The following is a 26,754-nucleotide window of genomic DNA, read 5'->3' as shown; positions in this document are numbered from 1 at the left end:
TCATAATACAAAATACACTTAATTAACATATTAACTATCAAATAGTTAAATAGTTGATAATTAATCAATATTATTGATCAATTATTAAATATAAGCTAACTACTTACAAATTTATTTAGTATTATGAAAAATACACTTACACTACTATTTTGTATTCTTTTTTCGGTAACAGTATTTACACAAGACAGAAACTGTGCTGTTATGGAAGATTTAGAAAATAGGATGAAACTCGACAAAGGCCTATCAGAACGCATGGCAAAAATTGAAGCTTTTACTCAAGAAAAGGTAAAAGAACTAGAAACATCTAAAAGTATTCAGGGAGATATTATTACAATTCCTGTTGTGATACATATACTTTATAGAAACGCAACAGAAAATATTAGCGATGCTCAAATACAATCACAAATGGAAGTTTTAAATGAGGATTTTAGACGTACAAATAGTGATGCAAATAATGTCTGGTCACAAGCATCAGATACACAAATCGAATTTTGTTTAGCTACCATAGATCCTAATGGAAATAGTACAAACGGAATTACCAGAAAACAAGTTACTCGAGAAGATTGGGGATCAGGTGCCAATAACGACATGAAGAAATTATCTTCTGGAGGGGTTAATCCTTGGGATACCACACAATACCTAAACATGTGGGTATGTCCAAAACTTTCTGCACCAGGTTTTAATAATCTTTTAGGTTTTGCGCAATTTCCTGGAGGTAATCCTGCAACAGATGGTGTGGTTATGGGATATAAATATTTCGGAAAAATAGGTACAGCTACAGCACCGTTTAACTTAGGGCGTACAACAACACATGAAGTTGGTCATTTCCTAAACCTTCGTCATATATGGGGCGATGGTGGTTGCGGAGTGGATGATTTTGTAAGTGATACACCAGAATCTGATGCTTCTAATACAGGTTGTAATACTACTCACAATTCTTGTGGATCACGGGATATGGTACAAAATTACATGGATTATAGTGATGATTCATGTATGAACTTATTTACTCAAGGTCAAAAAAATAGAATGAGATCAGTACTACTCTCAGGAGGTGTTAGATCGAGTTTAGCTCTTTCGGATAAGTGCGGAGCTGTAACCCAACCAACTTGTGATGATGGTATTCAAAATGGAGATGAAACAGGAATAGATTGTGGAGGTTCATCTTGTACACCTTGTCAAACAGGAAATCAATATTGCGAATCTAAAGGTACTACCTCAAGTGGCGAGCACATTAGTCGCGTACAATTAGGAACTATTAATAATACTTCTGGAGCTTCATCTTATACAGATTTCACTTCAAAATCTACAGATTTATCAACAAATAATTCATATACAATAACAGTAACTCCAACTTGGACTGGTTCTGTCTATAATGAAGGTTATGGGGTTTGGATCGATTACAACAATGATGGAACTTTTGCTACTAATGAACTAGTTTGGTCGAAGGCTGCGAGTCAAGATACATCTAATAGTGGTAGTTTCACTGTTCCTTCTAGCGCATCAACAGGAGCTACAAGAATGCGTGTATCAATGAAATATAATGGTATACCAACACCTTGTGAAACTTTTAATTATGGTGAAGTAGAAGATTATACGGTAAACATACGAACTGGAAATCCGCCAACGCCAACCTGCTCAGATGGTATTCAGAATGGTGATGAAACAGGAATAGATTGCGGTGGTTCATCGTGTACTCCTTGCTCAACAGGAGGTGATAGATGCGCTGGAGTAGCTGCATATGATAGTTCTTTAACATATGTTGCAGGCGACAAAGTTGTATATAGAAATGCTTTATATGAAAGAAGAGCAAATGGAGGTTGGACTAATTTGGGACCTTGTGGATCCGCAAGAACAATAAAAGATCTAAGCAACTTTGACGTTCGTATACATCCGAACCCATCCAAAGGAAACACCCTTAACGTATCATTGAATAGCATTAATGAGATTACATATTCAATTACAAATATGATAGGGCAAGTTGTTAAAAAAGGAACCTTAAGCAATTCTAGTAAAATAAATATTCAAACACTAGAAAGCGGATTATATCTGGTTCAATTTAATACCGATAATCAAACGGTTATCAAGAAATTCTTGAAGAGATAATTATTCGCTAAATTTAAATTAATCATTAAAAAGGCTGTTAATCACATGTGATTAACAGCCTTTTCTATGTAACACTTCAATTAAATGAAACTCTTGGCAAATCACCGTCACCTTTTAATGGTAATCAGGCAATTTCATTAAATAATACACCAATATAAATACAGAAATCACCACTAATTACAATGCCTATAATTAATGGTGATTAATAATCAACTCAGTTCATAATAAGTTACTTATTCTCCTTCTACAAATGCTTCTAACGCATCAAGTGTTGTAGGATTTTCTGTACGATACACTTTACCATTTTCATCCAATAATACTGAAGTTGGAGTCGTTCGTATTTTATAATTTGCCAATTCAGTATTCGTAGCTGCCAGGATCGGTACTTCTATACCATATTGCTTTTTATACTTCTTATTTTCTTTGGCATCAGAATTTAATTGCATAATGACTACGTTTACATCTTCTTTCTTATCCTGAAAAGTATTCAGGACTGGGTAAAAATCTATGCAATAAGGGCAACTAGGCTGAGAAAAAACCAGCAATGTTTTTTTACCCTTATAATCTGCTAGTGACACCTTTTTTAGATTTTCATCCTGTAAATCAAAGGCTGGTGCTTTTATACCAGATTCAAGAGGTTTACTTGCCTCTTCTTCTGCTTGTTGAACTTCTGCTAAACCATCCATAACACTAAAAGTACTATGTAGTTTATCTTTTGTATCTACTAATACACTTTCTGTAAATGCAATACGGTTACTATTTTTATAAGATATGTAGATAGAAGTTAGTACTCCTGTCAGTACTAGAAACTGCATGCTAAACAGTCCTATTATAATTGATTTTTTCATAATGATAATTTTATATTTTTATTATAATCAAATTATTTTATTGATTTAAAACTATGTTACAAAGTTTCATTACACAATTCATTATTGGTAATCCTAAAATCATTTACTACGGTAACCCTACCATAAAATTCGGAAGAATTACAATGATTTATTGTATTCTTACAATCTTGAGTATATTCCGATTTTAAAGTTATATGTACACCTAGAGCACATCCTACTAGGGTCGTTGCAGCAACAGCCACTGAGGCACCAGCTACTACTTCAGCCACTTCAGCAGTCTCTGCTCCTATAAGTACTGTTTCTTCTGCAGCTGCAACAGCCTCTGTACCCAAATCTGCCATTTCCATTGATAACTCTGAGAGTTCTTCAATACCTCCTTCATCCTCCGCAATTTCCATATCTCTAACGATTTGATCAGTCTCAACTCGTAGGTTATTATATATGTCTTTTACTTTTCCTGTTGTAGTTGTATACGCTTTTTTGATTGAATTACGAAAAACACCTATGGCAGTAAGACAACCTATATCCAGTCCCTTACTAGCTAGAGATATATCCGCATTTACTGTTTCACATTGATCTCCTACTGCTTTACATAAGCATCCTAATTGAGCTTTAGTAACTGATATTTTTCCTCCTTTATAGTTATCCTTCCTACGTAAAAAATCAATAATCTTTTGTCCTTTATACTCTTGGAAAGAATAGTGTGTAGTTTTAGGGTCAGGATTTAAATAAATTCTTAGATTTCTTCGACCCGATAAGCGTCCAATATCTGAAACGTCTTCTCTAGAATGTAAATGAATAGCAGGACGGGATAAATCAGTTGGATCTTTTAAAAGCAATACTCCATCTTGATTAACGGCATTCATAGAAACCGATTGTATTGGGGTATAATACCAACCTGAAATATATCGTGGCCTAAATTCATAATCTTCATCCGCATACAACGGTAAAGAATTTCCTCTAAAATTCTTTTCAGAATAGGCATCACCTACATGTGGAGTATTCGCCACACACGCATAATCATAAGTCCAAGGTTTTCCATCAGAAGAATCTAAATATAACCGACTAAATTTGGGTGTACTTCTTAAGGAATTATTTAACCAAACAATTCTTTTCCCCTCCTTATTATATATATTAGCATTACAACGAGGTGCGACAATTACAGAAAGAACCCCCTTATCTCTTGCAGCTAGTGGTAAATAACGTTTCTCAGATAGTTTTTTAGTAAAAATATCCCATTGTGCTCCTTTGAAATCACGATACTGATAAAAAGCGACTCTTCGGTAGTAACCTCGAGAATGCTCTACTTTTGATGCTATTGGAGACACACCATCATTATACGAGATACCTACATCATTCGGGCCTTCTGAGGTACCTGATAATTCCCCATATTCATCATAATAATAATTTTTTGATTTCACAGCATCATTAACAGAAAGTTCTTCGGCCTCTTCGATCAACGATAATTCTTCTATACTATCCTGTTGGCAACTGTTAAATAAAAAACTGCCTGAGGCTACTAATACGATCAATGATACTTTCTTAAAGTATCTTGTTACTGTACTTTTAAAATTTCTAAATTTCATAATTCATAGATTTTGTGTTAATTTTTCATCAAACCTATAAATAAACCCCATTTTAAGCACCTCTAATTGTATTAACTGCAAAAATCAATGTACTAATGGTTGTTAGTGTTTTGTCAAAGAAAATTAAAACATTCAAAAAACACATCCTTATAAAGTATACAAATTCAGGTCGTTAGAATTAGAAACATTCAATGAAGACAGGAGAGAAAACAAACCACAACATATCCCTTAAGTAGCGGAAATATTTAATTAATTGTAGTGACGAAACAATATAACAGGTATACGGATAAAAACATCAATGCATTAAAGATTAAGGAGTGATAATTGATGTTTCATGTATTTCATAAAAAAATAAGAAATCAATTGCCTATAAAGATAGACTGCAAAATATGCATTGTATGAATAACTGTAACATCCAATATAAAAAAAGGCTACTAAAATCAGCGATTAGCAGCCTTTTATTAACACTAATATTGAATATTAGATTCTAAAAAACTAAACTCTTGGCAAATCGCCATCTCCTTTTAAAGGAAGATTTGAACTACCCATTAAATAGGTATCTATATGATGTGCAGCTTGTCTACCTTCTGCAATTGCCCATACGATTAATGACTGTCCTCTTCGGGTATCTCCAGCAGCAAAAACACCTTTTACATTAGTTGCATAATTATCTTCGGCAGCTTTAATATTAGTTCTGGCATCCATATCAACACCTAGTTGTTCTGCAATTGTAGGTTCTGATCCTGTGAAACCCATTGCCAATAAAGCAAGTTCACACTTCCATTCTTTCTCTGTATTTGGAATTTCCTTTAAAGTAAAACGCCCATTTTCTTTGATCCATTCTACTTGAGAGGTAATCAAACCTCTAAGATTACCGTGCTCATCTCCCAAAAACTCCTTGGTCGATATACTCCAATTACGTTTTGCACCTTCTTCATGAGAGGAACTGGTACGTAAACGCATTGGCCAAAATGGCCAAGGCTGATTCGCAGGTCGTTCTATTGTTCCCTTACCCATAATTTCGAAATTAGTAACTGAAGTTGCTCCGTGTCGAATAGAAGTTCCAATACAATCCGATCCAGTATCTCCTCCTCCAATTACAATCACGTCTTTTTGGGTAGCAAGTATTTCTTCTCCTAGTTCTGTAATTCCATCTACACGTTTGTTATTTTGTTTTAAGAAATCCATTGCCTGTACTACTCCATTAAGATCTGCGCCTTTTACTGGTAAGTTACGACGTACTGTTGCTCCTGTACATAATACAACTGCATCATACGAAGCTTTCAATTCATCTGCTTTGATATCTTTTCCTATGGCAGTATTCGTTTTAAACACAATACCTTCTTCTTCTAGAATTTCTACTCTACGATCGATTACATTCTTTTCCATTTTAAAGTCAGGAATACCATAACGTAACAAACCTCCTACTTTTTCATCTCTTTCGAAAACTGTAACCAGATGTCCAGCGCGATTGAGTTGTTGAGCAGTTGCCAAACCTGCAGGTCCTGATCCTATTACAGCAATAGTTTTGCCTGTTCTACTTACTGGAGGATTTGCTTTAACCCAACCATTTTTAAAAGCTTCTTCTACAATATTTTTTTCTATATTTTCAATAGTTACAGGATCTTCATTAATTCCTAAAACACATGCCTCTTCGCAAGGAGCGGGACACAATCTCCCTGTAAACTCAGGAAAATTATTGGTTGCGTGTAAAATTCGAGTCGCTTTTTCCCATTTTCCTCTATAGACAGCATCATTAAAATCAGGAATTAAGTTTCCTAAAGGACAACCACTATGGCAAAACGGAATCCCGCAGTCCATACATCTTGCTCCTTGATCTTTTAGCTTACTTTCGTCCATTGGCACGGTAAACTCTTTATATCCTTTTATACGATCTTTAACAGGTTGGTACTGTTCAATCTCTCTTTCAAATTCTAAAAATCCAGTTATCTTTCCCATGTTCAATATCGTTTTATGCTTGTGCTAATTTTTCTTCTTCTAATCGTTTTAAAGCTTGCTTATACTCTTCTGGGAAGATCTTGATGAATTTTGGCAATTCACTTTCCCAATTTTCCAGAATTCGTTGTGCTAACGGACTTAAAGTAGCATTATAGTGAGCCTCTATCAATCCTTTTAATTCTATCACATCTTCTTGTATTTCTACAGGATCGAGGTTCAATGCTTCTTTATTGCAATGTGCTTCGAATGTCTTTTTATCATCATAGATATATGCAATTCCTCCAGACATCCCTGCTCCAAAATTTCGCCCTACTTCTCCAAGAATAACAGCTACTCCACCTGTCATATATTCGCATCCATGATCACCTATTCCTTCTACAACCGCTTTTGCACCAGAATTACGAACACAGAATCGTTCTCCTGCTTTTCCATTGATAAACACTTCTCCATTGGTAGCTCCATACAAGGTAACATTCCCAGTAATGACATTGTCTTCTGGCACTAGAGTCGCTTCATCTGGCACTTTGATAATTAATTTAGCTCCAGAAAGCCCTTTACCCAGGTAATCATTGGTATTACCATGTACAATCATTGTTAAACCTTTGGTGGCAAAAGCTCCAAAACTCTGACCTGCTGCACCGTTAAAATTCAACTTCAATGTATTATCTGGTAATCCTTGTGATCCATATATCTTTGAGATTTCATTACTTAGGATTGCTCCTACTGCTCTATCAGTATTTGTAATATCAAAATCTAGTGTAGTTTTCTCTTTTCTAAATAATGCCTGATGTGCTTGTTCAATAATCTCAAAATCAATTGATTTACCTAAACAGTGATCTTGTGTCTCTGAATTATATACTTCTACTCCTGTAGGTGCTTCTACTTGATGTAGAATTGGTGAAAGATCAACTCCAGCAGTTTTATAATGTTCAATGGCTTGCTTACGATCTAATTTATTCACTTGTCCTACCATTTCATTAATAGTTCTGAAACCTAGTTGCGCCATAATCTCTCTCAATTCCTGAGCAACGAAATACATATAATTTACTACGTGTTCTGGTTTTCCTTTGAACTTTTTACGTAATTCTGGATTTTGGGTTGCAATACCTACAGGGCATGTATTTAAGTGACATACTCGCATCATTACACATCCTGATGCTACTAACGGAGCTGTGGCAAAACCAAATTCTTCTGCCCCTAATAAACAGGCTACAGCCACATCTCGTCCCGTTTTTAACTGTCCGTCACACTCTAATACAATTCTGCTTCTAAGGTTATTACCCACTAACGTCTGTTGTGCCTCAGCTATTCCTAATTCCCAAGGTAATCCAGCGTGCTTTAATGATGTTAACGGAGATGCTCCTGTTCCTCCATCAAATCCAGAAATTAATACAACATCTGCTTTTGCTTTAGCAACACCAGCTGCAACAGTTCCTACTCCTACTTCTGATACTAGCTTCACATTAATTCTAGCATCTCTATTCGCCGATTTTAAATCATAAATTAACTGAGATAAATCTTCAATCGAATAAATATCGTGATGTGGAGGTGGAGAAATCAGTCCTACATATGGCGTAGAATTACGCGTTTTTGCTATTTCAGGATTTACCTTAGGACCTGGCAACTGTCCTCCTTCTCCTGGTTTTGCTCCTTGCGCCATTTTAATTTGTATCTCTGAAGCGTTGGTGAGGTAATTTGAGGATACTCCAAATCTACCAGAAGCAACTTGTTTAATCGCACTGTTTTTCCAATCGCCATTTACATCCTTATAAAAACGTAATGGATTCTCTCCTCCTTCTCCAGAGTTACTCTTCCCTCCAATACGATTCATGGCTATGGCTAGATTTTCATGAGCTTCCTGACTTATAGATCCATATGACATTGCTCCCGTTTTAAAACGTTTTACAATCTCTGTCCAAGGCTCTACTTCGTCTAATGGGATTGGGTCATAATTAGAAAATTCTAATAATCCACGAATGGTCATTAAACTTTTAGACTGCTTATTAATTAAATTAGCATATTCTTTATATGTCTTAGGATCATTATCTCTCACAGACTTCTGAAGTTTGGCTACAGATAATGGATTAAACTGATGTTTTTCACCATTACGTCTCCATCTATATTGACCTCCAATTTCAAGATCTAATGCTGCATCTACTTCTCTCTCTATATATGCTCTTTTATGACGCTTTGCTATTTCTTTTTCTATCTCATACAATCCAATACCTTGGATTCTAGTGGCTGTATTTGGAAAATATTTATCTACTACTTGGGTATTAATCCCGATACATTCAAAAAGCTGAGAACTTCGATAAGAATTCAACGTAGAGATTCCTATTTTGTTCATTACTTTCAGCACTCCTTTACCTACAGCTTTATTATAATTTGTTACTGCTTCTAATGCTTCTAAATCCGTTATATTTTTGTCTTCGATCTGTTCCTTTATAATTTCATTTACCATATATGGATTGATGGCGCTTGCTCCATAACCGAATAATAATGCAAAATGATGAACTTCTCTAGGTTCTGCAGATTCTATAATAATACTAACTTGCGAACGCTTCCCTAATTTCTGCAAACCGCTATTTACAAAAGAACAGGCCAATAATGCTGGAATCGGAGCTCTATGTTTGCTTACGTTTCTATCAGAAAGAATTATAATATTGCTTCCCTCATCGATTTCTTCAGAAACTTTATTTAACATTATTTCTAATGCATCTTCTAATCCATTAAGTCCTCTATTAATATTATACAACATAGGAACAGAAGTAGCTTTAAAGCCTTTATCTGCATATGTTTTGATTTTATCTAAATCTTCTTTGGAAATTACAGGGTTTTGAATTTTTAGTTTATTACAGTGTTTTTCATTAATGTCGAAAATATTGTAATCTGATCCTAAAGTAAGACTAATATCTGTGATCAATTCCTCACGAATTCCATCTAATGGAGGATTTGTTACCTGTGCAAATAATTGCTTAAAGTAATTATAAATTAATTGTGATCGTTCTGAAAGTACTGCAATCGGTGTATCTGACCCCATAGAACCAATAGGCTCCTTTGCCAATTGACTCATTGGTACAATGATGGTATCTATATCTTCTTGGGTATAACCAAATACTTCTTTACGTTTTGCTATTGTTTCTTCTCCTAAAAACAATGGGCAATCATTATAAGGAATATCTTTAAGATGTACTAAATTAGTATCGATCCATTCTCTATAAGGATGCTTGGCCGCAATCTCTTCTTTTATTTCTTCATCATTAATAATTCTTCCTTCGCTCATATCAACCAAGAACATTTTTCCTGGTTCTAATCTACCGTGAAACTCCAAATTACTTGGTGCGATATCTACCACACCCGTTTCAGAAGACATAATTACATATCCATCTTTTGTTACAGTATAACGAGAAGGTCTTAATCCATTTCTATCTAATACAGCACCTATATAATTTCCATCAGTAAAAGGTATCGATGCAGGACCATCCCATGGTTCCATAGCACAAGAATTATATTCGTAGAATGCTCTTTTAGCTTCAGACATTTCAGGATTCTTTTCCCAAGCTTCGGGAACCATCATCATCATTACTTCTGGAAGAGATCTTCCTGTCATTAATAATAACTCCACCACCATATCCATAGATGCAGAATCCGATTTTCCCCTTAATACAACTGGTAATACCTTTTTAATATCATCTCCAAACCAATTACTTTCTAGTAATTCTTCTCTAGAACGCATTCTGGTTACATTTCCTCTTAAAGTATTGATCTCTCCATTATGACACATATATCTAAAAGGCTGTGCCAAATCCCAAGTAGGAAATGTATTTGTAGAAAAACGTTGGTGTACTAAGGCTAATCTAGTTACTACTTTAGGGTCCATAAGATCCGTATAGTACAACTTAATATCCTCAGGCATTAGAAGTCCTTTAAATATAAGTGTCTTTGTAGACAAACTTGGCACATAGAAAAATTTGCTTTCAGATAACTTAGAACTATATATAGTATGCTCTGTAACTTTACGAGCGGTAAACAATTTTAGGTTGAAGTCAAAATAGTTTTGCTCTGCATTATGCTTACCAATAAATATTTGTCTTATAAAAGGCTCTGTAGTTGCTGCGATTTCACCTAAATGAACCGTATCCACAGGTACATCTCTCCATCCTAAAAGTTTAAGACCTTGATCGGTAATATTTTTTTCGAATGTATCAATACAAAATTGTCTTTGATTTTCTTTTTTTGGTAAGAATACATTACTCACTGCATATTCACCAGCTTCTGGTAAATCAAACGTACAATTCTCTACAAAGAAATCATGAGGAATATCTATCAGTATTCCCGCTCCATCTCCTGTTTTCCCATCAGAACTTACTGCTCCTCGATGTTCTAATTTTTCAAGAATCTCAAGTGCCTTATGAATAATGTCATTAGACTTTTTCCCTTCTAAGCTACAGATAAATCCGGCACCACATGCGTCGTGTTCGAATTCTGGCAGATACATTCCTTGTTTCTTCATATTGTTTCTGATCTAAAGTGTTTCAAGTTGTTGAAATTAACAAAACCTTAAGTAAGTAAAAAGAAAAACAGTGTATCGAACATCACTTTTCTGAGCTCAATAAAAAAAGTACTATTTGAGTATTATAATCCTAAAATAACGACTTCTAATTACGAATTTAATAACGCTATTTTGCACAAAAACCTTCAATAAACTAAGGGATTTTAGTTCAATGATAGTTGTTGAATTTTAATGAAAACGTTTTCGTAAAAAAAGACAAAAACCCCAGTATGAAATTGTCATTTTATTCAATAAAAAATAAATACCCCTAATTTTTTAGGGGGTAAATATTGCAAAATGATAAAAATTACGTGATTACCCTATAAAATTTGGATGCTAAAAAGTAATTAACATACTTTTGAATTGAATTTAACATTAATTTTAACTTTTCAGTCTTTATGAAGAAAATAGAAGCAATCATCAGAAGATCAAAATATCGTGTTGTAAAGGAAGCGTTGCACGAAAAAGGAATAACGTTTTTTTCTTATTGGGATGTTACTGGAGTAGGTAACGAACAAAAAGGACATGTATACCGTGGAATCTCTTATAGTACCACAGATATCCAAAGACGTTTTTTATCCATTGTAGTAAATGATGAATTCGAAGAAGCTGCTATATCAGCTATCCTTGAAGCAGGAAAAACTGGTGAAGTTGGAGATGGAAAAATCTTTGTATCTGATATTAAAGAAGCGTACAGAATTCGTACTTCTGAAAAAGGAGGCTCTACATTATCCTAACCACCACTAACACAAATTACCAACTAAAAACAAAAAAATAACTTTTAATAGTCAATTATACAATGGAAATGTTAACTATAAACAATGTATGGATGATGGTGTGTACTGCACTAGTATTTTTCATGCACTTAGGTTTCTCTTTTTTAGAAATTGGATTAACTCGTCAAAAAAACACAATTAATATTCTTTTCAAAAACGTCTTTATCATATGTGTAGGGTTATTACTATACTGTTTGGTAGGTTTTAATTTAATGTACCCAGGATTTGAAGAAGGTGCTGCAGGATTCCTTGGATTTGCAGGTTTTGGATTAAGTTCTCCTGTTGTTGATGGAGCTTTAGACTTAACATATAATGAAGGATACACCTATTGGACAGACTTCTTGTTTCAAGGAATGTTTGCTGCTACTGCTGCTACTATTGTTTCTGGAGCCGTTGCAGAAAGAATTAAGCTTGGAGCATTTATGATTTTCACCATCGTATATGTAGGTGTAGTATATCCTATTGTAGGTTCATGGCAATGGGGAGGTGGATTCTTATCATCATTCCAGATTGGTGAAGCTGAAGGGTTTTATGATTTTGCAGGTTCTACATTAGTACATTCTGTAGGAGGATGGGCGGCATTAGTTGCTGTTTGGTTATTAGGGTCTAGAATTGGTAAATTTAGTACTGAAGGCAAACCTCAGGCGATTCCTGGTCATAATATTCCATTAGCTGCTGCTGGTGTCCTGATTCTTTGGTTAGGATGGTTTGGATTTAATGGTGGTTCGGTACTTTCTGCAGATGCTGCTGGTACATCACTTACCTTAGTTACCACATCGTTGGCTGCTGCTGCTGGAGGAGTTGTTGCATTTCTAGTATCAACATTACTTTATAAAAATTATGATTTAACCATGTTCTTAAACGGTATCCTAGGAGGACTAGTAGGAATTACCGCAGGTGCAGATCAAATGAGTCCTACAGATGCTGTCTTAATTGGAGCAATTGCTGGAGCGATTATTGTATTTGGCGTTGCTTTAATAGACAAATTAAGATTAGATGACCCTGTTGGTGCAATTGCGGTACATTTAATTTGTGGTGTCTGGGGAACATTAGCTGTCGGAATCTTTGGTGCCAAAGCTGGTTTTGATCAGTTTCTTGTACAAGGAGTTGGAGTATTAGCAGCTGGAGGATTCTGTATACTAACTTCATTTATTATAATTTTCACATTAAAGAAAACTATAGGAATTAGAGTATCTGAAAAAGAAGAAATTGATGGTCTTGATGGTCACGAACATGGAATGGATGCATATCCAGATTTCAGACTTAATCAACATTAGAATTAAATTAAATTCTTGTTATAAAAAAAGGGCGATAATTAATCGCCCTTTTTTATTTATTCAATTATTTTATAATCTCCATAGATAACGGATATGATGGTTCTTCTCCATTACTAGCCTTGATCGCATTAATTATAGGAAACACTAAACACAAGATACCTATTACTATCAATCCCAGAATTCCTAATCCGAATAATAATATTAATGGTACGCAAACTATCGCATAGATAAACATACTAATCTGAAAATTCATAATTGATTTTCCGTGGTTATCCATTGCTAATACCTGTTCTCTTTGTGTTAACCATAGTATTAATGGAACAACAAACCCTCCAAACCCAGTTACTAAATCTAATAACTGAGATAAGTGAGTAATAACTAATAATGATCTGTCTTGTCTCATGATTTCTTTGATTTTTTGATTGATGATTGTTTAAAAATTGCTAATAAAATTAGCACTCTTTACATATATGACGTAATTATTGGCAAAACGTTACAGTTAAAAAACAATAAATTTTAAAAAACAAAAGCATTCTAAGAAAACTCTTAGAATGCTTTTAAAACTAAATTTAATATCTATATCTGTTTTTGTTTTTAGTTATTGATTATCAATTTTTGAGTAGCTGATTCTCCATCACTTTCGATCTTAATCAGGTATATCCCTTGCGTTAGAGATAGATTACGTGTAGAAATCGTATTTACTCCTGATTGTAATTGAATCACAGCTTGTTTTTTACCTAAAATAGAGAATACCGTAGCTTTAGCTTCTTTTACATATTGATTAAGATAAATCGAAAAATTATTACTAGTTGGATTTGGTGCGATTCTTATATCAGAAAAAACACCTTCTGGCTCATCCCCTAATATAGCATTAGCAGATTCTAAACTAGCTATTATACTTTCTGAAGTAGCAGACTGACCACAAGACCCTTCATATATTTTCACATTAGAAAATATAGAATTGTTCCCACTTCCTGCATCGTTATCATTAATAAATACTAATCTATCCATCGAACCTGTATAAAAATTACCTACAGGAATCACATAGGTTGTAGTTCCACCTGAATAATTATCAAAATTAGTTACTCCATAATTCTGTGTTCCGTGAACTTTAAAATACCTGCTTGATGTTAATGAATTATCATTTTCAAAACCAACACCGTGAATTTCTCCTTGACTAGTGCTACTAAAATCAAATTCAATCACTGTATTAGAAGTTACTGTATAATTAAGTGCAATATATTTCCACGTATTATTTTGCATTGATATACCGCTTCCTCCATTTACTATTGAGAAATTCCCTGCAGCATCTTGGTTAGAAAAACCGTTAATTGTAAAATCATTAAAATCTAACGAATCACATGCTGGTGGAGGTGGCGTACCACCATTGGTAATACTTAAATCATCAATCGCTATATCACTTTGCCATCCTTGAGAACCATTACCGGTTACTACATTTAAACGCAACTGAACACTTCCTTCGCCAGCATACGCCGAAAGATCTACAGAAGCAGTATTCCAGTTACTACCTTGAACTCCTGATCTACTAAATACACTTGTCCAATTTCCAGAATTATCAGTTCTTGCTTCTACAGCAAGTGAGTTTATATTACTCCCTAACATATGATACTGAAAATTTAATGTCGGAGATGATACTCCGTTAAAATTGATACAAGGAGAGTTTAAGATAGCTACTTTGTTAGGATATCCTGTACCATTACCTGAAGCTTCTACATAAATATATGAACTACCATCTACAGCTCCACTAGGACCTGTACTATTAGAAGGTGTTCCTCCAGAATTTACCGTCCAATTAATATCATCGGTAGTGGATTGCGACCAAGCTCCCAGCGATCCTTCAAAACTTTCGCTATATGGAAAAGAAGAAAGATTTCCAGAGCATTCCTCTACAGGTGGTGGTGGTGGCGTTCCTAATCCCATTGCATTCCAAAATGCTGGAATCGTTGCTCTTTCTCCAGAATTAGATCCTCCAGATCCAGAACAGCCTCCATACGCATGAACACCTACAGCGTTTCCTGTAGCCGTATCAATAATTGGACTTCCAGAATTTCCTCCAGTAGTGTCTGTTCTATATCGAACAAAAGTATTGGTTGTAGAACTAAGTGGTCCAGTATGGATTTGCTGTGTTTGGTTGTCGATTCCTGTATCGGTTCCAAATCCAGTAATTGTAATATTTGATCCTGGTGCATCCTGCACTACATTATATGATGCACCTTGTCCTAAAATCGGCGTTAGACCAGTTTGAGAATTAGCAAAACCTTCAAAAACTGCCCAGTCATTAGCCTGGCTTGGGCTATTAGGATAAGGAGATACAAAATTACCTATTGGATATTGATCTTCTGGTCCTGGATGAACAATAGTTCGATCAGGATTCGATTTTGGTACATTAAATTCGATTATCTCAGCTCTACTACCCACACAATGTCCTGCAGTCACCAATCGACCGTTAGTAATAATCCAACCTGTACATCCAATGGGAACGATTCTTCCTATTGCTGCATCGTTAGAATCCACTCGATCATCATTAGATCCACACTGGGATTTTATAGTAGGATCGAGTTCCCCAACACTTAACTCAGAAATATTTACCCCTACTGATCTATCACTTGAAGCTATTGATAAGGTAACCGTAACAGCATCACCATTAAAGTAAGCACTAGAATTATTCCAATTTTTAATAGTGCTAGAAGTTAAGATTTGAGTCGCTCCATCTAATTGAGATGTAATTGTAATGGTGCTATTATTGCCTAGGTTTACATCTTTAAAAAATAAACGTAACCAAGTTGCTCCTTTTTCAGAAACTTCTTGAGTAACGGTTTCGATGCCATTTTTTTGGATTCCCGAATCCGATTTTAAAGTTACATTATAAGGACTATAATGTCTTGCCAGTTCATCTGTTTGAGCATTATTGATAAAAGGAAGAAAAAGAAATACTGCGCAGACGGCTACAGTGATCTTTTGTTTTAATAACAGTACCCTGCCATTAAATGAGTTTGTGTTATGAAAATTCATAAGAATAAAGGTTTTAATATAGATATTTAATTTAGTTACTAAATCTACTAAGTAGAAGGTTGGTTATGCCTTATACAAATATTCCATATAAACATAATCCAGTAATTACTGAATCACATCTACCTTATTTCCGCTTAATTTTCATTAGAGATTACTTAAAATCTCTACCCAAACTATAAAAGTAAGGAAGAAAACATTGTCTACAAAAAAAGTTTGAACTCTAAATTAAAAATCAAAACTTATATTATGTCTATTTTTGTGCTTTCATTATTAAAATATGATATCACAAGATACTATAGTTGCTTTGGCGACTCCTGCTGGAGCAGGTGCAATTGCTGTAATAAGAGTTTCTGGAAAAGATGCTATCGGCATCTGCGCTCCTTTATTTCATTCAATTAGAGGAAAAGATTTAAATAAGCAAAAGAGTCATACGATTCACTTAGGACACATAAAAGATGATGAGCGGGTTTTGGATGAAGTATTGATATCTCTTTTTAAAGGAACAAATTCTTATACAGGTGAACCTACGGTAGAAATCTCTTGTCACGGATCTAGTTATATTCAACAAGAAATTATTCAACTATTATTACGCAAAGGTTGTAGAATTGCCAATGCAGGTGAATTTACGCTACGAGCTTTTATTAATGGAAAACTTGATTTATCACAAGCAGAAGCAGTTGCCGATCTAATTGCCTCAGATTCTGAAGCTTCTCATCAGATCGCTATGCAACAAATGCGTGGTGGTTTTAGTAATGAAATCAAAAAACTACGTGATGAACTTCTCAATTTTGCATCTCTTATCGAATTAGAGTTAGATTTTGCAGAAGAAGATGTAGAGTTTGCCAATAGAACACAGTTTCAGGATTTAATTTCTCGTATCACCAAAGTTCTAAAGCGACTGATTGATTCTTTTGCGGTAGGAAATGTTATTAAAAATGGAATTCCCGTTGCTATTGTTGGGGAACCTAATGTGGGTAAATCTACTTTATTAAATGCCTTACTAAATGAAGAGCGTGCCATTGTTTCAGACATTGCTGGGACTACTCGTGATACTATAGAGGATGAAATCAATATAGGTGGAATTGGATTTCGATTTATCGACACTGCTGGTATTAGAGATACTAAAGATGTAGTAGAAAGTATTGGGATTAAAAAAACTTTTGAAAAGATTGAGCAAGCGCAAGTGGTTATTTATTTAGTGGATAGTTCTGAGTTGACGGTTGATGGTTTGCAACAATTAAAAACGGAAATTGGTAAGATAAAGAATAAATATCCTCAAAAACCCCTAATTGTTGTTGCTAATAAGGTTGATAAACTTGATGAAACTCAGATTTCTTCATTAACGTCAGAAATTGATAATATCCATCTATTATCTGCCAAACAAAACCTAGGCGTAGAAGCATTACAAAATAAACTTTTAGATTTTGTAAATACTGGAGCTCTACGTAATGATGAAACCATAGTGACTAACTCTCGTCACTATGATGCTTTATTAAAAGCTCTTGAAGAAATCCAAAAAGTACAATATGGTATTGACAATGGGTTATCTGGAGACTTAATGGCCATAGATATCCGTCAGGCCCTATATCACTTTGGTGAAATTACAGGTGAGATTACTTCTGATGATTTATTAGGTAATATATTCGCTAATTTCTGTATCGGGAAGTAGTTAACAATATTATTTAATTTTAACTATCCTCACTTGAATATTATACATTAAGATTTCTTTTACCACTCGTTTTTAGGCAGTTCAAACGGGGTATTTGTAAGCTTTAAGTGATTAAAAAAATCTCTTTGCTTATATTTAAAATTGTAATCATTACTTTAGATATTGTAAAAAGGAGTGTGAATATTATATTATGGAAATTAAAAAAACAAGAAATACTGAAAAACAAAATCTTGTGAAAGAAATTCTATCTAGAACGCAACATACGATGTCTGCAGAAGATATTATGTCTGCTATGCCTATAAAAGTAAACAAAACAACTATTTATAGGATCTTAGATAGATTTACAGAAAAAGGAGAAGTTCATTTTATAACGGGCAAAAACGGTAAAGCTTATTATGCGCTTTGCGATGGTTGTGGAACTTCTCATAAAATTCATAATCACATACATTTTGAATGTCAAATATGCAATGAAGTAACTTGTCAGCCTAATACACTACATATTCCTAATTTAGAAGGGTTTACTATTCAGGAAACTCAATTTTTAGTCATTGGTGTTTGTAATAAATGTAAATAAAGTGAAACCGCCAGCTCTCCAACTAACGGTTTCGTATTTACACATATTCAACATAAGTAAAAAAATGACAAATGTCTTTTATCTTACAGCGATAGGGTAGTTTTCTCCTCTATTACTTACTGTACCAGATGTTCTAGGTCCATTTCCTCTCGCATGCATGATTCCTGCTACATGAGGTGATGCCATAGAAGTTCCGCTTAGTGTTGCATAACCTCCATTTAAATATGTACTTCTTACACTACTACCTGTAGCAATCACATCAATAGGGTTCATATTGTAATTTGAAAAAGATGAAAATCCTCTATTACAAGTCATTGAAGCAACCGTATATATATTAGTTCCATTAACGCAAGCTGGTTGATAATTAACAGAATTAGCGCTACTATTACCTGCTGCAATAGCCACTCGAGTACCTGCATTTCCTAGTGCTATTAGAGCACTTCTATATGATGAATTATTAGCACATCCCGAACCAAAGAAACCACCTAAACTAAGATTAGCAACATCTCCCGCCAGATCATATTGTCCAACGTGATTTATTCCAGATAATATTGTAGAAGTACTACTACTACCATTACATCCGAAAACTCTTACTGGTACAACACTTGCTCCAGCAGAAACACCTACAACACCAATGTTATTATTAATAGCTGCAGCAGTTCCAGCTACGTGTGTTCCATGCCCATTACAATCGTTAGGAGATCCTCCTACAAAAGACCTTGCATACGTAGAATTTGTAACTACATTTAGATCAGGATGGTCTAAATCAATACCGCTATCAATTACCCAAATCCATTCATCTTTACCAGCTCCATTTGTTGCTCCTCCAGCTCGATTGATACCGCAAGGAGTTTGCTGAGCCATTTTTTGAGATACTTCTCCTGAGATAACTTCTTCTACTTCGAATTTTGGTAATTCTACTACTCTATCATATTCTATAGCAGCTATATTAGGATCCTTAGACAATTTTTGAAAATCATCGTCTCCAAGTTGAATAGCCATCCCAGAAATCTTAGTTGTGTAATAATCCAAAACTTTTGATTGTTCTAAATCGTTTTCTGATAAGATAGAGTTCATTTTTTTGATAGATACATCAGAGATGTCTCTAACAGATTTTGCTTTTTCTTCTCTACTAGAAAAAACTCTTTTTTCTAAAGCTTTGGAAGCTGGTTGAATTTTAGAATCTTTAAAAACCACGATATACTGACCAGGAATTATTTTTCCTTCTGTACTGGTAGGTTCTACAATACTTTCAACAGTTCCTTCAGAGAAGTTTTCATTTTGACATGAAGTGATTACAAGCGCTGAAAGCATCGTGCCTAAAGCTAGTTTACTTAAATTTTTCATATTGAGTTTAATTTGTGTTAGATCCCAAATGTATAAATTCAAATAAATAAACAACTATGGCAAAACCACATGTCAAGTTGCTAAATAACAGAATAAAGAAGGAAAATATCTTACGAAAAAAAACATTTATTGCAACGTTGTTGCTTTAATAAAAATGGTATATTGCGGTGTTTTTAATGTGAAAAATTTTTCACGTTAATTTTGTAAGAAAAGTACCATTTTGACAACTTAAATTATTAACAGGGTTTAACAAATCTTAACTATAATTTAACCTTTTTGTCAATTTAAACTGATTAATAATGTTAATCAATATGTTTTTATTACTTAAACAAAACCAAGGTTATAGTATCGTAATCAATAGTTTAAAACTGAGATATTGGATAAATTAATGTTTTTAAGTCATGAATAGACAAAAAAATATAACGATTCTTTTTTTTCTGTTGACTTTTCTAGTTGTTAGAATTGTTGATGCACATTCCTATACTCATTTTTTTGACGATGATGATCAAATACATTGCGAATTATGTGAAATTATTGTGGCTTCTCCAAAGATTACACCTATTCTTAATAATACTACTGTAGAAATCAAACCTAAATCTTCAATGATCATAACCGAAGTTAAAGTTAATTTTGGTTATAAGACTTCACAAAATTGTATTACACTTCCGAAGTACATTCTTAACAAGCCTCCTCCTGGTTTTTTAATATAGCATAGTGCTTTATTTATTTTACTAGTTCGAAATGCATCGGATAGATCAATCTTACTTATTCGAAATAAATTATTCAGAATTACATTACGCTATATCCTTCTGTTCATTTTAGGATATTTTCTGATACTATCCATTTAATTATCTCACAAGAAATTCTCTGATCTTTTCTGAGAACTCTTAAACTTATAATATATATCAAACAAATTATTTTTCAATCTTTTAAAACATAAATCATGATTACAAAACAAGAAGTAGAAAACGCTCAAGAAGTATGGGGTCAAGGTGTTGTTCATATTGGAACTTTAGAATCCGATAAGACGCAATGTGATTCCTATACTAAGAGCTTTGTAAACGAACGCTACGATTTTGACAATAAAGAAGTATTATTCAAACCAACCAAAGCGGCTATGAAACAGTTTAGAATCGATAAGGAAGGAGCAATCTCTTATTTTATTGGTGATAATTCAAAATATACTGAGGACAAAGGTTTTGCTCTTCAGCCATGGACCAAAGTTAGATTCGAAAACTCAGCTCTAATTTTAGAAGAAAATAGAGCATTAGCGATGGGGAATTATTTTTTTACAGATACCAATGGTATAGAAACAAAAGTAGAATACACTTTTGGATATATTAAAACTAATAACGGAACATTAAAAATAGATGTGCATCATTCGTCTTTACCATTTAATGTAGTAGAAAGTGTATGAGTTTTAACAAACTAGAATCGGGAAACTGTCTGTTTCTTATCTGCCCAACGGACCATATAGAAAGTATTTTGAGTCAAACTTGTAATACCAAAGCATTTTTCTATACGGCCCTTGGGGCTAGTTTTAATTGGGACATTACCACTCAAAAAAACCTGATAACCTTGATAGAAAACCAAAAAATTACACAAGTTGTTTTTGTAACCAAATACAGTAATCTTTTTTATCAGGAAGCACTGGAGCCTAATAGTGAACCGCTTTTTACAGTTTATGATACCTTACTGAAATTAGACAAAACATTACCTGACTACTTTCTCAATCAAAGTCATCCAATTTTAAGGATAATGCTTTTGGCCTCTCGCCATTTACAAAAGCAACAAAAAAATATTCTTGAAACTTTCTTACTCGGAAAAATGATAAAACAACACAAAATCATTACCCAAAGTTTTGTATATCATCCCGACAACGAAGTTTTTTATCCCCCAAAAACAATAGAGAATAAAGTACTGTTGTATGGCACGTTGTCCTCAAACTAAAAAAAATGTTGATTGTAGGTAATGTTTTCCTCAAAATAAAATAAAGTTCGAATCAATTAAATAACGTAAATCATGAAAAATGCCGTTATCATCTCTATTTTAGTAATCCTTGCCTCATGTGATCATACAAAAAAAGAAAATGTTCCTGATAGTATAGATAGAAAGAAGATTGATGCTCTTTTTCATAAAGAAGTATCCAAAGTACTGTTAGATCATTTATATGTAGTCGTGGATAGTATTACATATGCAAAACTAACAAAAGATAGCCAATGGAAAAACACCTATGCTTCTTTTGATCTTGGATTACCAGACTTCGCTCCAGTTCCTGATCATTCTTCCACCTGTTATTTGCGTGGACATCAACACTATATTGAAATTCTGAGTCCTAAAAACAGCTATAATGAACCTGTAGGAAAAAGTGGAATCGGTTTTTCGCTCCAAAATAGAGGTGAACATTTTCATATGGAGGTGCAACCTAAAATGAAAGCCGCCAAGGATTCATTTTTGTATGCCTCAGAAACTGTACAGATGCCATTAGCTGGACGTCAACATACTTGGTTTAAAGCATTCTATACACCAAGCCCAGGAACTGCCTTGCATACTTGGTATGGCTTTTATAATCCAGTTTTTTTAGATAATCTCTATGGAAAACATCATCCATTATATTCGAGGGAAGCATTTCTGAAACCAACCTACACAGACCATAAACTTTTTAATGGCATAAAGGAGATTTACTTGACGTGTACCCCTGAAGATTATCTTCGTATTGCCCAAGAGTTAGGATATTTACGATGTAAACTTTTGAAGAAAAACGGTGAAACACTTATCATCAAAGGTGGTGATGTTACCGTACATATAAAACCATCAAAAGAAATTGAATATAGCAGAATTACTCGGATCATCTGTGAACTCAATGAAAAAGATCAGAGTATAACTCAATTAGGAAATCTAACCATAACCAATCAAGGAACCAAATCTATTTGGAACTTCGATGAACTACATATTAATAACCCTTGAAAATCAAAAAAAATCCTTATCATCACTCCTACCATGACATTATCTCTATATTTATCAATACTAAACAGACATTGTATCAGGAGTTGATTATATTTTCCTTGAATCTAATTCATCTTGTAATACATAAAAACATTCATGCTAGTTGATCAAGAAGTGTACAAATTAGTTTTCATTTTCTATATTAGTAATTAGCCCTTTAGAAGTGTCATTATTCATATTTTTTAATGCACTATACTTAGAAATAAGTCGTACTAAATCATCTTCTTTTTTAAGTCTAATTTTTTCGGCAACTATAAAATCTTTTAACTCACTTGAGGAATCGCCTAAAGTAGAAAGTAATTCTTCATTTTTTTGGGGTAATTCTAAAATGTTTCCATCTTTTTCTAAATAGTAGGTTGATACTATAGACATACTTCCCTTTTCTTTTACAATAACATTACTCATCAGGGGTTCTTTAATTTTGGTTGTATACTTTTTATAGATTTTATATTTGTCATTTAAATCTACTAGTATATAATACCCTTCCCTTTCTAAACCTCGTTGATCTCTAAACTTGCTATAATAATAGTAATCTTTATTGATTCTTACATGTACTTTTGGGGTTTTAACTATAGTATATAACTTAGAACCTTTCTTATACTCTATCTGACCAGAAAGAGCATTATACCTAAGCTTAGCTCTATAGGCCCCAGTATTTTCATCAATTACATTGGCGTCTTTGTAACGCATATGGGTATATATAGATCCTTCATAATCTCTATATATTTCGGTCCTATCTATGGATTCTAATAAAGTTTCCGGTAATTGTGCAAATAAAGCTGGAGAAAAGACAATAAGCAGGTAGCATAATATATTTTTCATTTTTTTTGTTTTGGGGTTTAACAAACTTATGGAAAATTTATTATTTAAGCAAAAAAAATGTATTATTAGAAAAATTATATGCATTTCATTGAGATTAATCTAATTTGAATGTTTTTTTTAACAAGTAATCATTTTTAAAAAACCAATTAAACCGTATTTAAATTATGCTATAACCGTAGTTTGCAACTTAAAAGATCTTTACTCCACTATTTTGAAATAACGATATTTTCAAAAAGTTGCCAAAACCTGTATTCACAAGACATTGAAGTGATTTTCTTAAAGAAATTGTTAATTTTTTTAAGAATCATCAAAAAAAATTAATATTTATTTAAGAATTTATTTATATCTTCAATGCTGTAAAACATATCATCATCGATTCTTTTCGATAATATATGATTTTGTTATACGGCCCTATTTTTTTAAACTAAACCTACAACCCTATGAAAAAAGCATTACTATTATGCATGGTTTTTTTATGCAATTTTATTTTTTCTCAAACTACATTATCTGGTAAAGTAATTGATCAAAATGGTGAACCTTTACCCCTGACAAATATCAAACTAAGAGGTAACTTGGTTGGAGCTATCGCAGATTTTGACGGAGAGTTCACTCTTACTATTCAAGAAGAACTTCCTGTTACTCTTTATTTCAGTAATGTTGGATATAAAACTCGTTCACTCGATGTGACCTCCAGTACTGATAAAATTCTAATTACACTTATAGAAGGTACAGAACTTGATGTCGTTGTTGTTTCTGCTTCTAGAACGCCTGAAAGAATTTTTGAATCTCCAGTAAGAATCGAATATTACGGATCTACAGAAATTAAAAACACTCCTTCTATTGACTTTTATAGTGGATTAGAAAATATCAAGGGTGTAGAAGTAAACTCTAGTAGTTTAACCTATAAATCCATAAACACAAGAGGATATGGAGAGTTTTCTAATACGAGATTTGTTCAATTAGTGGATGGAATGGATAATAGTTATCCTTCCTTAAACTCTACTCTTGGTAATTTAGTTGGTATTTCAGAACTAGATGTTAGTACAGTTGAATTATTACCAGGAGCCTCATCTGCTTTATATGGAGCAAATGCGTTTAATGGAATTTTATTTATTAAAGGAAAAAACCCTTTTAATTATCAAGGAATAAGTACGTATGTAAAAAGTGGAGTGACCTCACAAGAAGCGGCTGGAACCAATTCTTTTACCGATGTAGGAATCAGAGTAGCCAAAGCCTTCTCAGATAAGTTTGCTGCAAAAGCTAACTTTACATATTTTAAAGGTACTGATTGGTTTGCTGTAAATGAAGATAACAGTAATAATCCTTCTTTAAATCGTGCAACTGACCCCAATTATGATGGTGTAAATATTTATGGAGATGAAATCAATTTTAATATTCCTAATATTGGTTTGGTAAGTAGAACTGGATATGCCGAAAGAGATCTTGTTGACTACAATGCCGAGAATATAAAATTTAGCGGAGCATTGCACTATAGACCATTTGCCGATGATCTGGAAATCATATACAACGGTAGAATAGGAACTGGTTCTGTTATATTTCAAAACGCTAATAGGTTCTATGCACCTGACTATATATTTCAGCAACATAAATTAGAAATAAAAAATAATTTCTTTTTTGTAAGAGGTTATATTTCTGGTGGTGATTCAAGAAGTACATATGATACCAGAATAGCTGCATTTAATATTAATAATAGATGGAAAGATAATACTACTTGGTTCACAGAGTATGCAGGCACTTATTTTACGGCAATTGCTACTGGTTCATCACCAGAGCAAGCGCACCAGTTTGCGAGAGCTCAAGCAGACACTGGTAGATTAGAACCTGGAACTCCAGAGTATGAGCAAGTATTTAGGCAAGTAATCTCAGATCCAGATTTTACGACTGGAGCAAAATTTCAGGATGAAACTCAATTAAGACATGTAGATGCAAACTACAATTTTAGTTATTTAACTGAAGGGTTTGCTGATATCCAAGTAGGAGGTTCATTTAGAGAATATCGTCTACGTTCTTTTGGTACAATATTTACAGATGCTGATGGGCCAATAATATATTCTGAAATAGGGTTGTATGCCCAATTACAGAAAAAACTTTTAGATGATCGTTTAAAATTTACAGGATCCATGAGATATGACAAGTCTCAATTATTTGATGGTAATATTTCACCAAGGGTAGCTTTGGGATATACATTAGGATCCGAAAGGAATCATAATGTGAGAGTTTCTTATCAAAGTGGTTTTAGAAACCCAACAACTCAAAACTTGTATATGGGATTAGACGTCGTAAGGGCAATAACCATAGGTACTGCCGAAGATAATTTAGATCGTGAACAAAGAGATTTTCAACTTAGCCCTACAGGAACATTAATTACAGGTAACAATTCTGTAACCATTAGCGGAAGAGATGCTGTCGAGAATTCGTATACTCTTGGTTCTGCCATAGCATTTGGTCAGACCACTGATCCTACAGTATTAGTCCAAGCTTCTACAGCATTAGTAAAGCCAGAAAAAGTAACTACCATAGAAGTAGGTTACAGAGGTATATATAATAATATTTCTGTTGAAGTTGGTGGTTATTATAATATGTACAAAGATTTCTTAACTACAGAAAATGTTATAACTCCTTTGTATGGTGAAGTAGGATCTCTAGAATCAATACAAGCACTTGCAAATGGTGATTTTAAGCTATATAACATAGCAACTAATTCTCCTATTGATGTAGACTCTTATGGAATAATTGCTGGTATTGATGGTAAAATATTCGGAAATTTTGATCTTGGAGTAAACTATACTTTTACTAAAGAAGAGTTTGATGAGGATAATACGTTTAGCTTATTCTCATTATTTAATACTCCCGAACATAGAGTAAAAGTACTTTTTGGTCACAAAAACTTATTTAAAAACTTTGGTTTTAATACCAGCTTTAAATGGGCTAGTGATTTTCAATGGACAGATGCTTTTGGTGTTTCTGAAATACCATCTTTTACGGTAATAGATGCACAAATGAATTATAAAATTAAAAGCTTAAAAAGTGTTATTAAAGTAGGAGCTACTAATATTGGCGGAGAAGAGTACTATACAGGTCTTGGTACTGGTTTTATTGGTTCCCAATACTACATAGGACTATCTATCAATAATTTATAATTATATTTCTAATATAATCTAAAGCCTGCTGTTAAAACAGC

General features: G+C 33.6%; 18 protein-coding genes. 10 read left to right on the top strand and 8 right to left on the bottom strand.

What is annotated here, in order from left to right:
• The first annotated feature begins 123 nt into the window (after positions 1 to 123).
• Positions 124 to 2,103 (top strand): GEVED domain-containing protein, encoded by a 1,980-nt coding sequence (locus QBK95_RS21240; protein ID WP_280936576.1) that lies wholly within the window; start codon positions 124 to 126, stop codon positions 2,101 to 2,103.
• Between the two features lie 233 nt (positions 2,104 to 2,336).
• On the opposite strand, the gene QBK95_RS21235 is transcribed toward QBK95_RS21240, so the two are convergent.
• The 4 genes from QBK95_RS21235 to gltB all read right to left on the bottom strand — a co-directional run bounded on the left by QBK95_RS21235 (position 2,337) and on the right by gltB (position 11,009).
• Positions 2,337 to 2,951 (bottom strand): TlpA family protein disulfide reductase, encoded by a 615-nt coding sequence (locus tag QBK95_RS21235; RefSeq protein WP_280936575.1) that lies wholly within the window; start codon positions 2,949 to 2,951, stop codon positions 2,337 to 2,339.
• Between the two features lie 56 nt (positions 2,952 to 3,007).
• The gene (locus tag QBK95_RS21230) at positions 3,008 to 4,537 is read right to left on the bottom strand and encodes a hypothetical protein (protein WP_280936574.1); all 1,530 of its coding nucleotides are present in this window, start codon (positions 4,535 to 4,537) and stop codon (positions 3,008 to 3,010) included.
• Positions 4,538 to 5,032: 495 nt separating this feature from the next.
• Complete coding sequence (locus tag QBK95_RS21225) at positions 5,033 to 6,496, bottom strand: glutamate synthase subunit beta (protein ID WP_280936573.1); 1,464 nt, start codon at positions 6,494 to 6,496, stop codon at positions 5,033 to 5,035.
• A gap of 13 nt (positions 6,497 to 6,509) precedes the next feature.
• A complete protein-coding gene (gene gltB / locus QBK95_RS21220) occupies positions 6,510 to 11,009 on the bottom strand; it encodes a glutamate synthase large subunit (protein WP_280936572.1) in 4,500 nt (1,499 codons plus the stop codon).
• Between the two features lie 437 nt (positions 11,010 to 11,446).
• On the opposite strand from gltB, the gene QBK95_RS21215 reads away from it, so the two are divergent.
• Positions 11,447 to 11,785: a P-II family nitrogen regulator gene (locus QBK95_RS21215; protein ID WP_280936571.1), complete on the top strand. Its 339-nt coding sequence runs from the start codon at positions 11,447 to 11,449 to the stop codon at positions 11,783 to 11,785.
• A 62-nt stretch (positions 11,786 to 11,847) separates the two neighbouring features.
• On the top strand, positions 11,848 to 13,101 hold the full coding sequence (locus tag QBK95_RS21210) for an ammonium transporter (protein ID WP_280936570.1): 1,254 nt from the start codon (positions 11,848 to 11,850) through the stop codon (positions 13,099 to 13,101).
• A gap of 64 nt (positions 13,102 to 13,165) precedes the next feature.
• Here the strand turns inward: QBK95_RS21210 and QBK95_RS21205 are convergent, their stop codons facing one another.
• Both QBK95_RS21205 and QBK95_RS21200 read right to left on the bottom strand, forming a co-directional pair.
• Positions 13,166 to 13,504: a DUF4870 domain-containing protein gene (locus QBK95_RS21205; protein ID WP_280936569.1), complete on the bottom strand. Its 339-nt coding sequence runs from the start codon at positions 13,502 to 13,504 to the stop codon at positions 13,166 to 13,168.
• Positions 13,505 to 13,695: 191 nt separating this feature from the next.
• Complete coding sequence (locus QBK95_RS21200) at positions 13,696 to 16,134, bottom strand: T9SS type A sorting domain-containing protein (RefSeq protein ID WP_280936568.1); 2,439 nt, start codon at positions 16,132 to 16,134, stop codon at positions 13,696 to 13,698.
• Positions 16,135 to 16,411: 277 nt separating this feature from the next.
• Between QBK95_RS21200 and mnmE the strand changes: the two genes are divergently transcribed.
• Positions 16,412 to 17,803, top strand: coding sequence for a tRNA uridine-5-carboxymethylaminomethyl(34) synthesis GTPase MnmE (gene mnmE / locus QBK95_RS21195; RefSeq protein WP_280936567.1), 1,392 nt, complete (start codon positions 16,412 to 16,414; stop codon positions 17,801 to 17,803).
• A 190-nt stretch (positions 17,804 to 17,993) separates the two neighbouring features.
• Positions 17,994 to 18,377, top strand: coding sequence for a Fur family transcriptional regulator (locus QBK95_RS21190; RefSeq protein WP_280936566.1), 384 nt, complete (start codon positions 17,994 to 17,996; stop codon positions 18,375 to 18,377).
• Positions 18,378 to 18,455: 78 nt separating this feature from the next.
• Here QBK95_RS21190 and QBK95_RS21185 read toward each other — a convergent pair whose 3' ends face one another.
• On the bottom strand, positions 18,456 to 19,724 hold the full coding sequence (locus QBK95_RS21185; RefSeq protein WP_280936565.1) for a S8 family serine peptidase: 1,269 nt from the start codon (positions 19,722 to 19,724) through the stop codon (positions 18,456 to 18,458).
• A 401-nt stretch (positions 19,725 to 20,125) separates the two neighbouring features.
• On the opposite strand from QBK95_RS21185, the gene QBK95_RS21180 reads away from it, so the two are divergent.
• The 4 genes from QBK95_RS21180 (at position 20,126) to QBK95_RS21165 (ending at position 22,691) form a co-directional block, all read left to right on the top strand.
• Complete coding sequence (locus tag QBK95_RS21180; protein WP_280936564.1) at positions 20,126 to 20,434, top strand: hypothetical protein; 309 nt, start codon at positions 20,126 to 20,128, stop codon at positions 20,432 to 20,434.
• A gap of 233 nt (positions 20,435 to 20,667) precedes the next feature.
• Positions 20,668 to 21,141 (top strand): metal-independent carbonic anhydrase family protein, encoded by a 474-nt coding sequence (locus QBK95_RS21175; RefSeq protein WP_280936563.1) that lies wholly within the window; start codon positions 20,668 to 20,670, stop codon positions 21,139 to 21,141.
• Entirely contained in the window at positions 21,138 to 21,674 is a 537-nt protein-coding gene (locus QBK95_RS21170; protein ID WP_280936562.1) for a hypothetical protein, read from the top strand. Before QBK95_RS21175 ends, QBK95_RS21170 begins: the two co-directional genes overlap by 4 nt.
• A 72-nt stretch (positions 21,675 to 21,746) precedes the next feature.
• Positions 21,747 to 22,691 (top strand): DUF5829 family protein, encoded by a 945-nt coding sequence (locus QBK95_RS21165; protein WP_280936561.1) that lies wholly within the window; start codon positions 21,747 to 21,749, stop codon positions 22,689 to 22,691.
• A gap of 162 nt (positions 22,692 to 22,853) precedes the next feature.
• Here the strand turns inward: QBK95_RS21165 and QBK95_RS21160 are convergent, their stop codons facing one another.
• Positions 22,854 to 23,552, bottom strand: coding sequence for a hypothetical protein (locus QBK95_RS21160; RefSeq protein WP_280936560.1), 699 nt, complete (start codon positions 23,550 to 23,552; stop codon positions 22,854 to 22,856).
• A 440-nt stretch (positions 23,553 to 23,992) separates the two neighbouring features.
• Between QBK95_RS21160 and QBK95_RS21155 the strand changes: the two genes are divergently transcribed.
• The gene (locus QBK95_RS21155; protein ID WP_280936559.1) at positions 23,993 to 26,713 is read left to right on the top strand and encodes a TonB-dependent receptor; all 2,721 of its coding nucleotides are present in this window, start codon (positions 23,993 to 23,995) and stop codon (positions 26,711 to 26,713) included.
• Positions 26,714 to 26,754 lie beyond the last annotated feature (41 nt).

The organism is Aquimarina mycalae (assembly GCF_029906345.1).
Lineage (GTDB): Bacteria > Bacteroidota > Bacteroidia > Flavobacteriales > Flavobacteriaceae > Aquimarina.
Note: the sequence above shows the minus strand (reverse complement) of the source record. Positions and strands in the feature narration are given on the sequence as shown.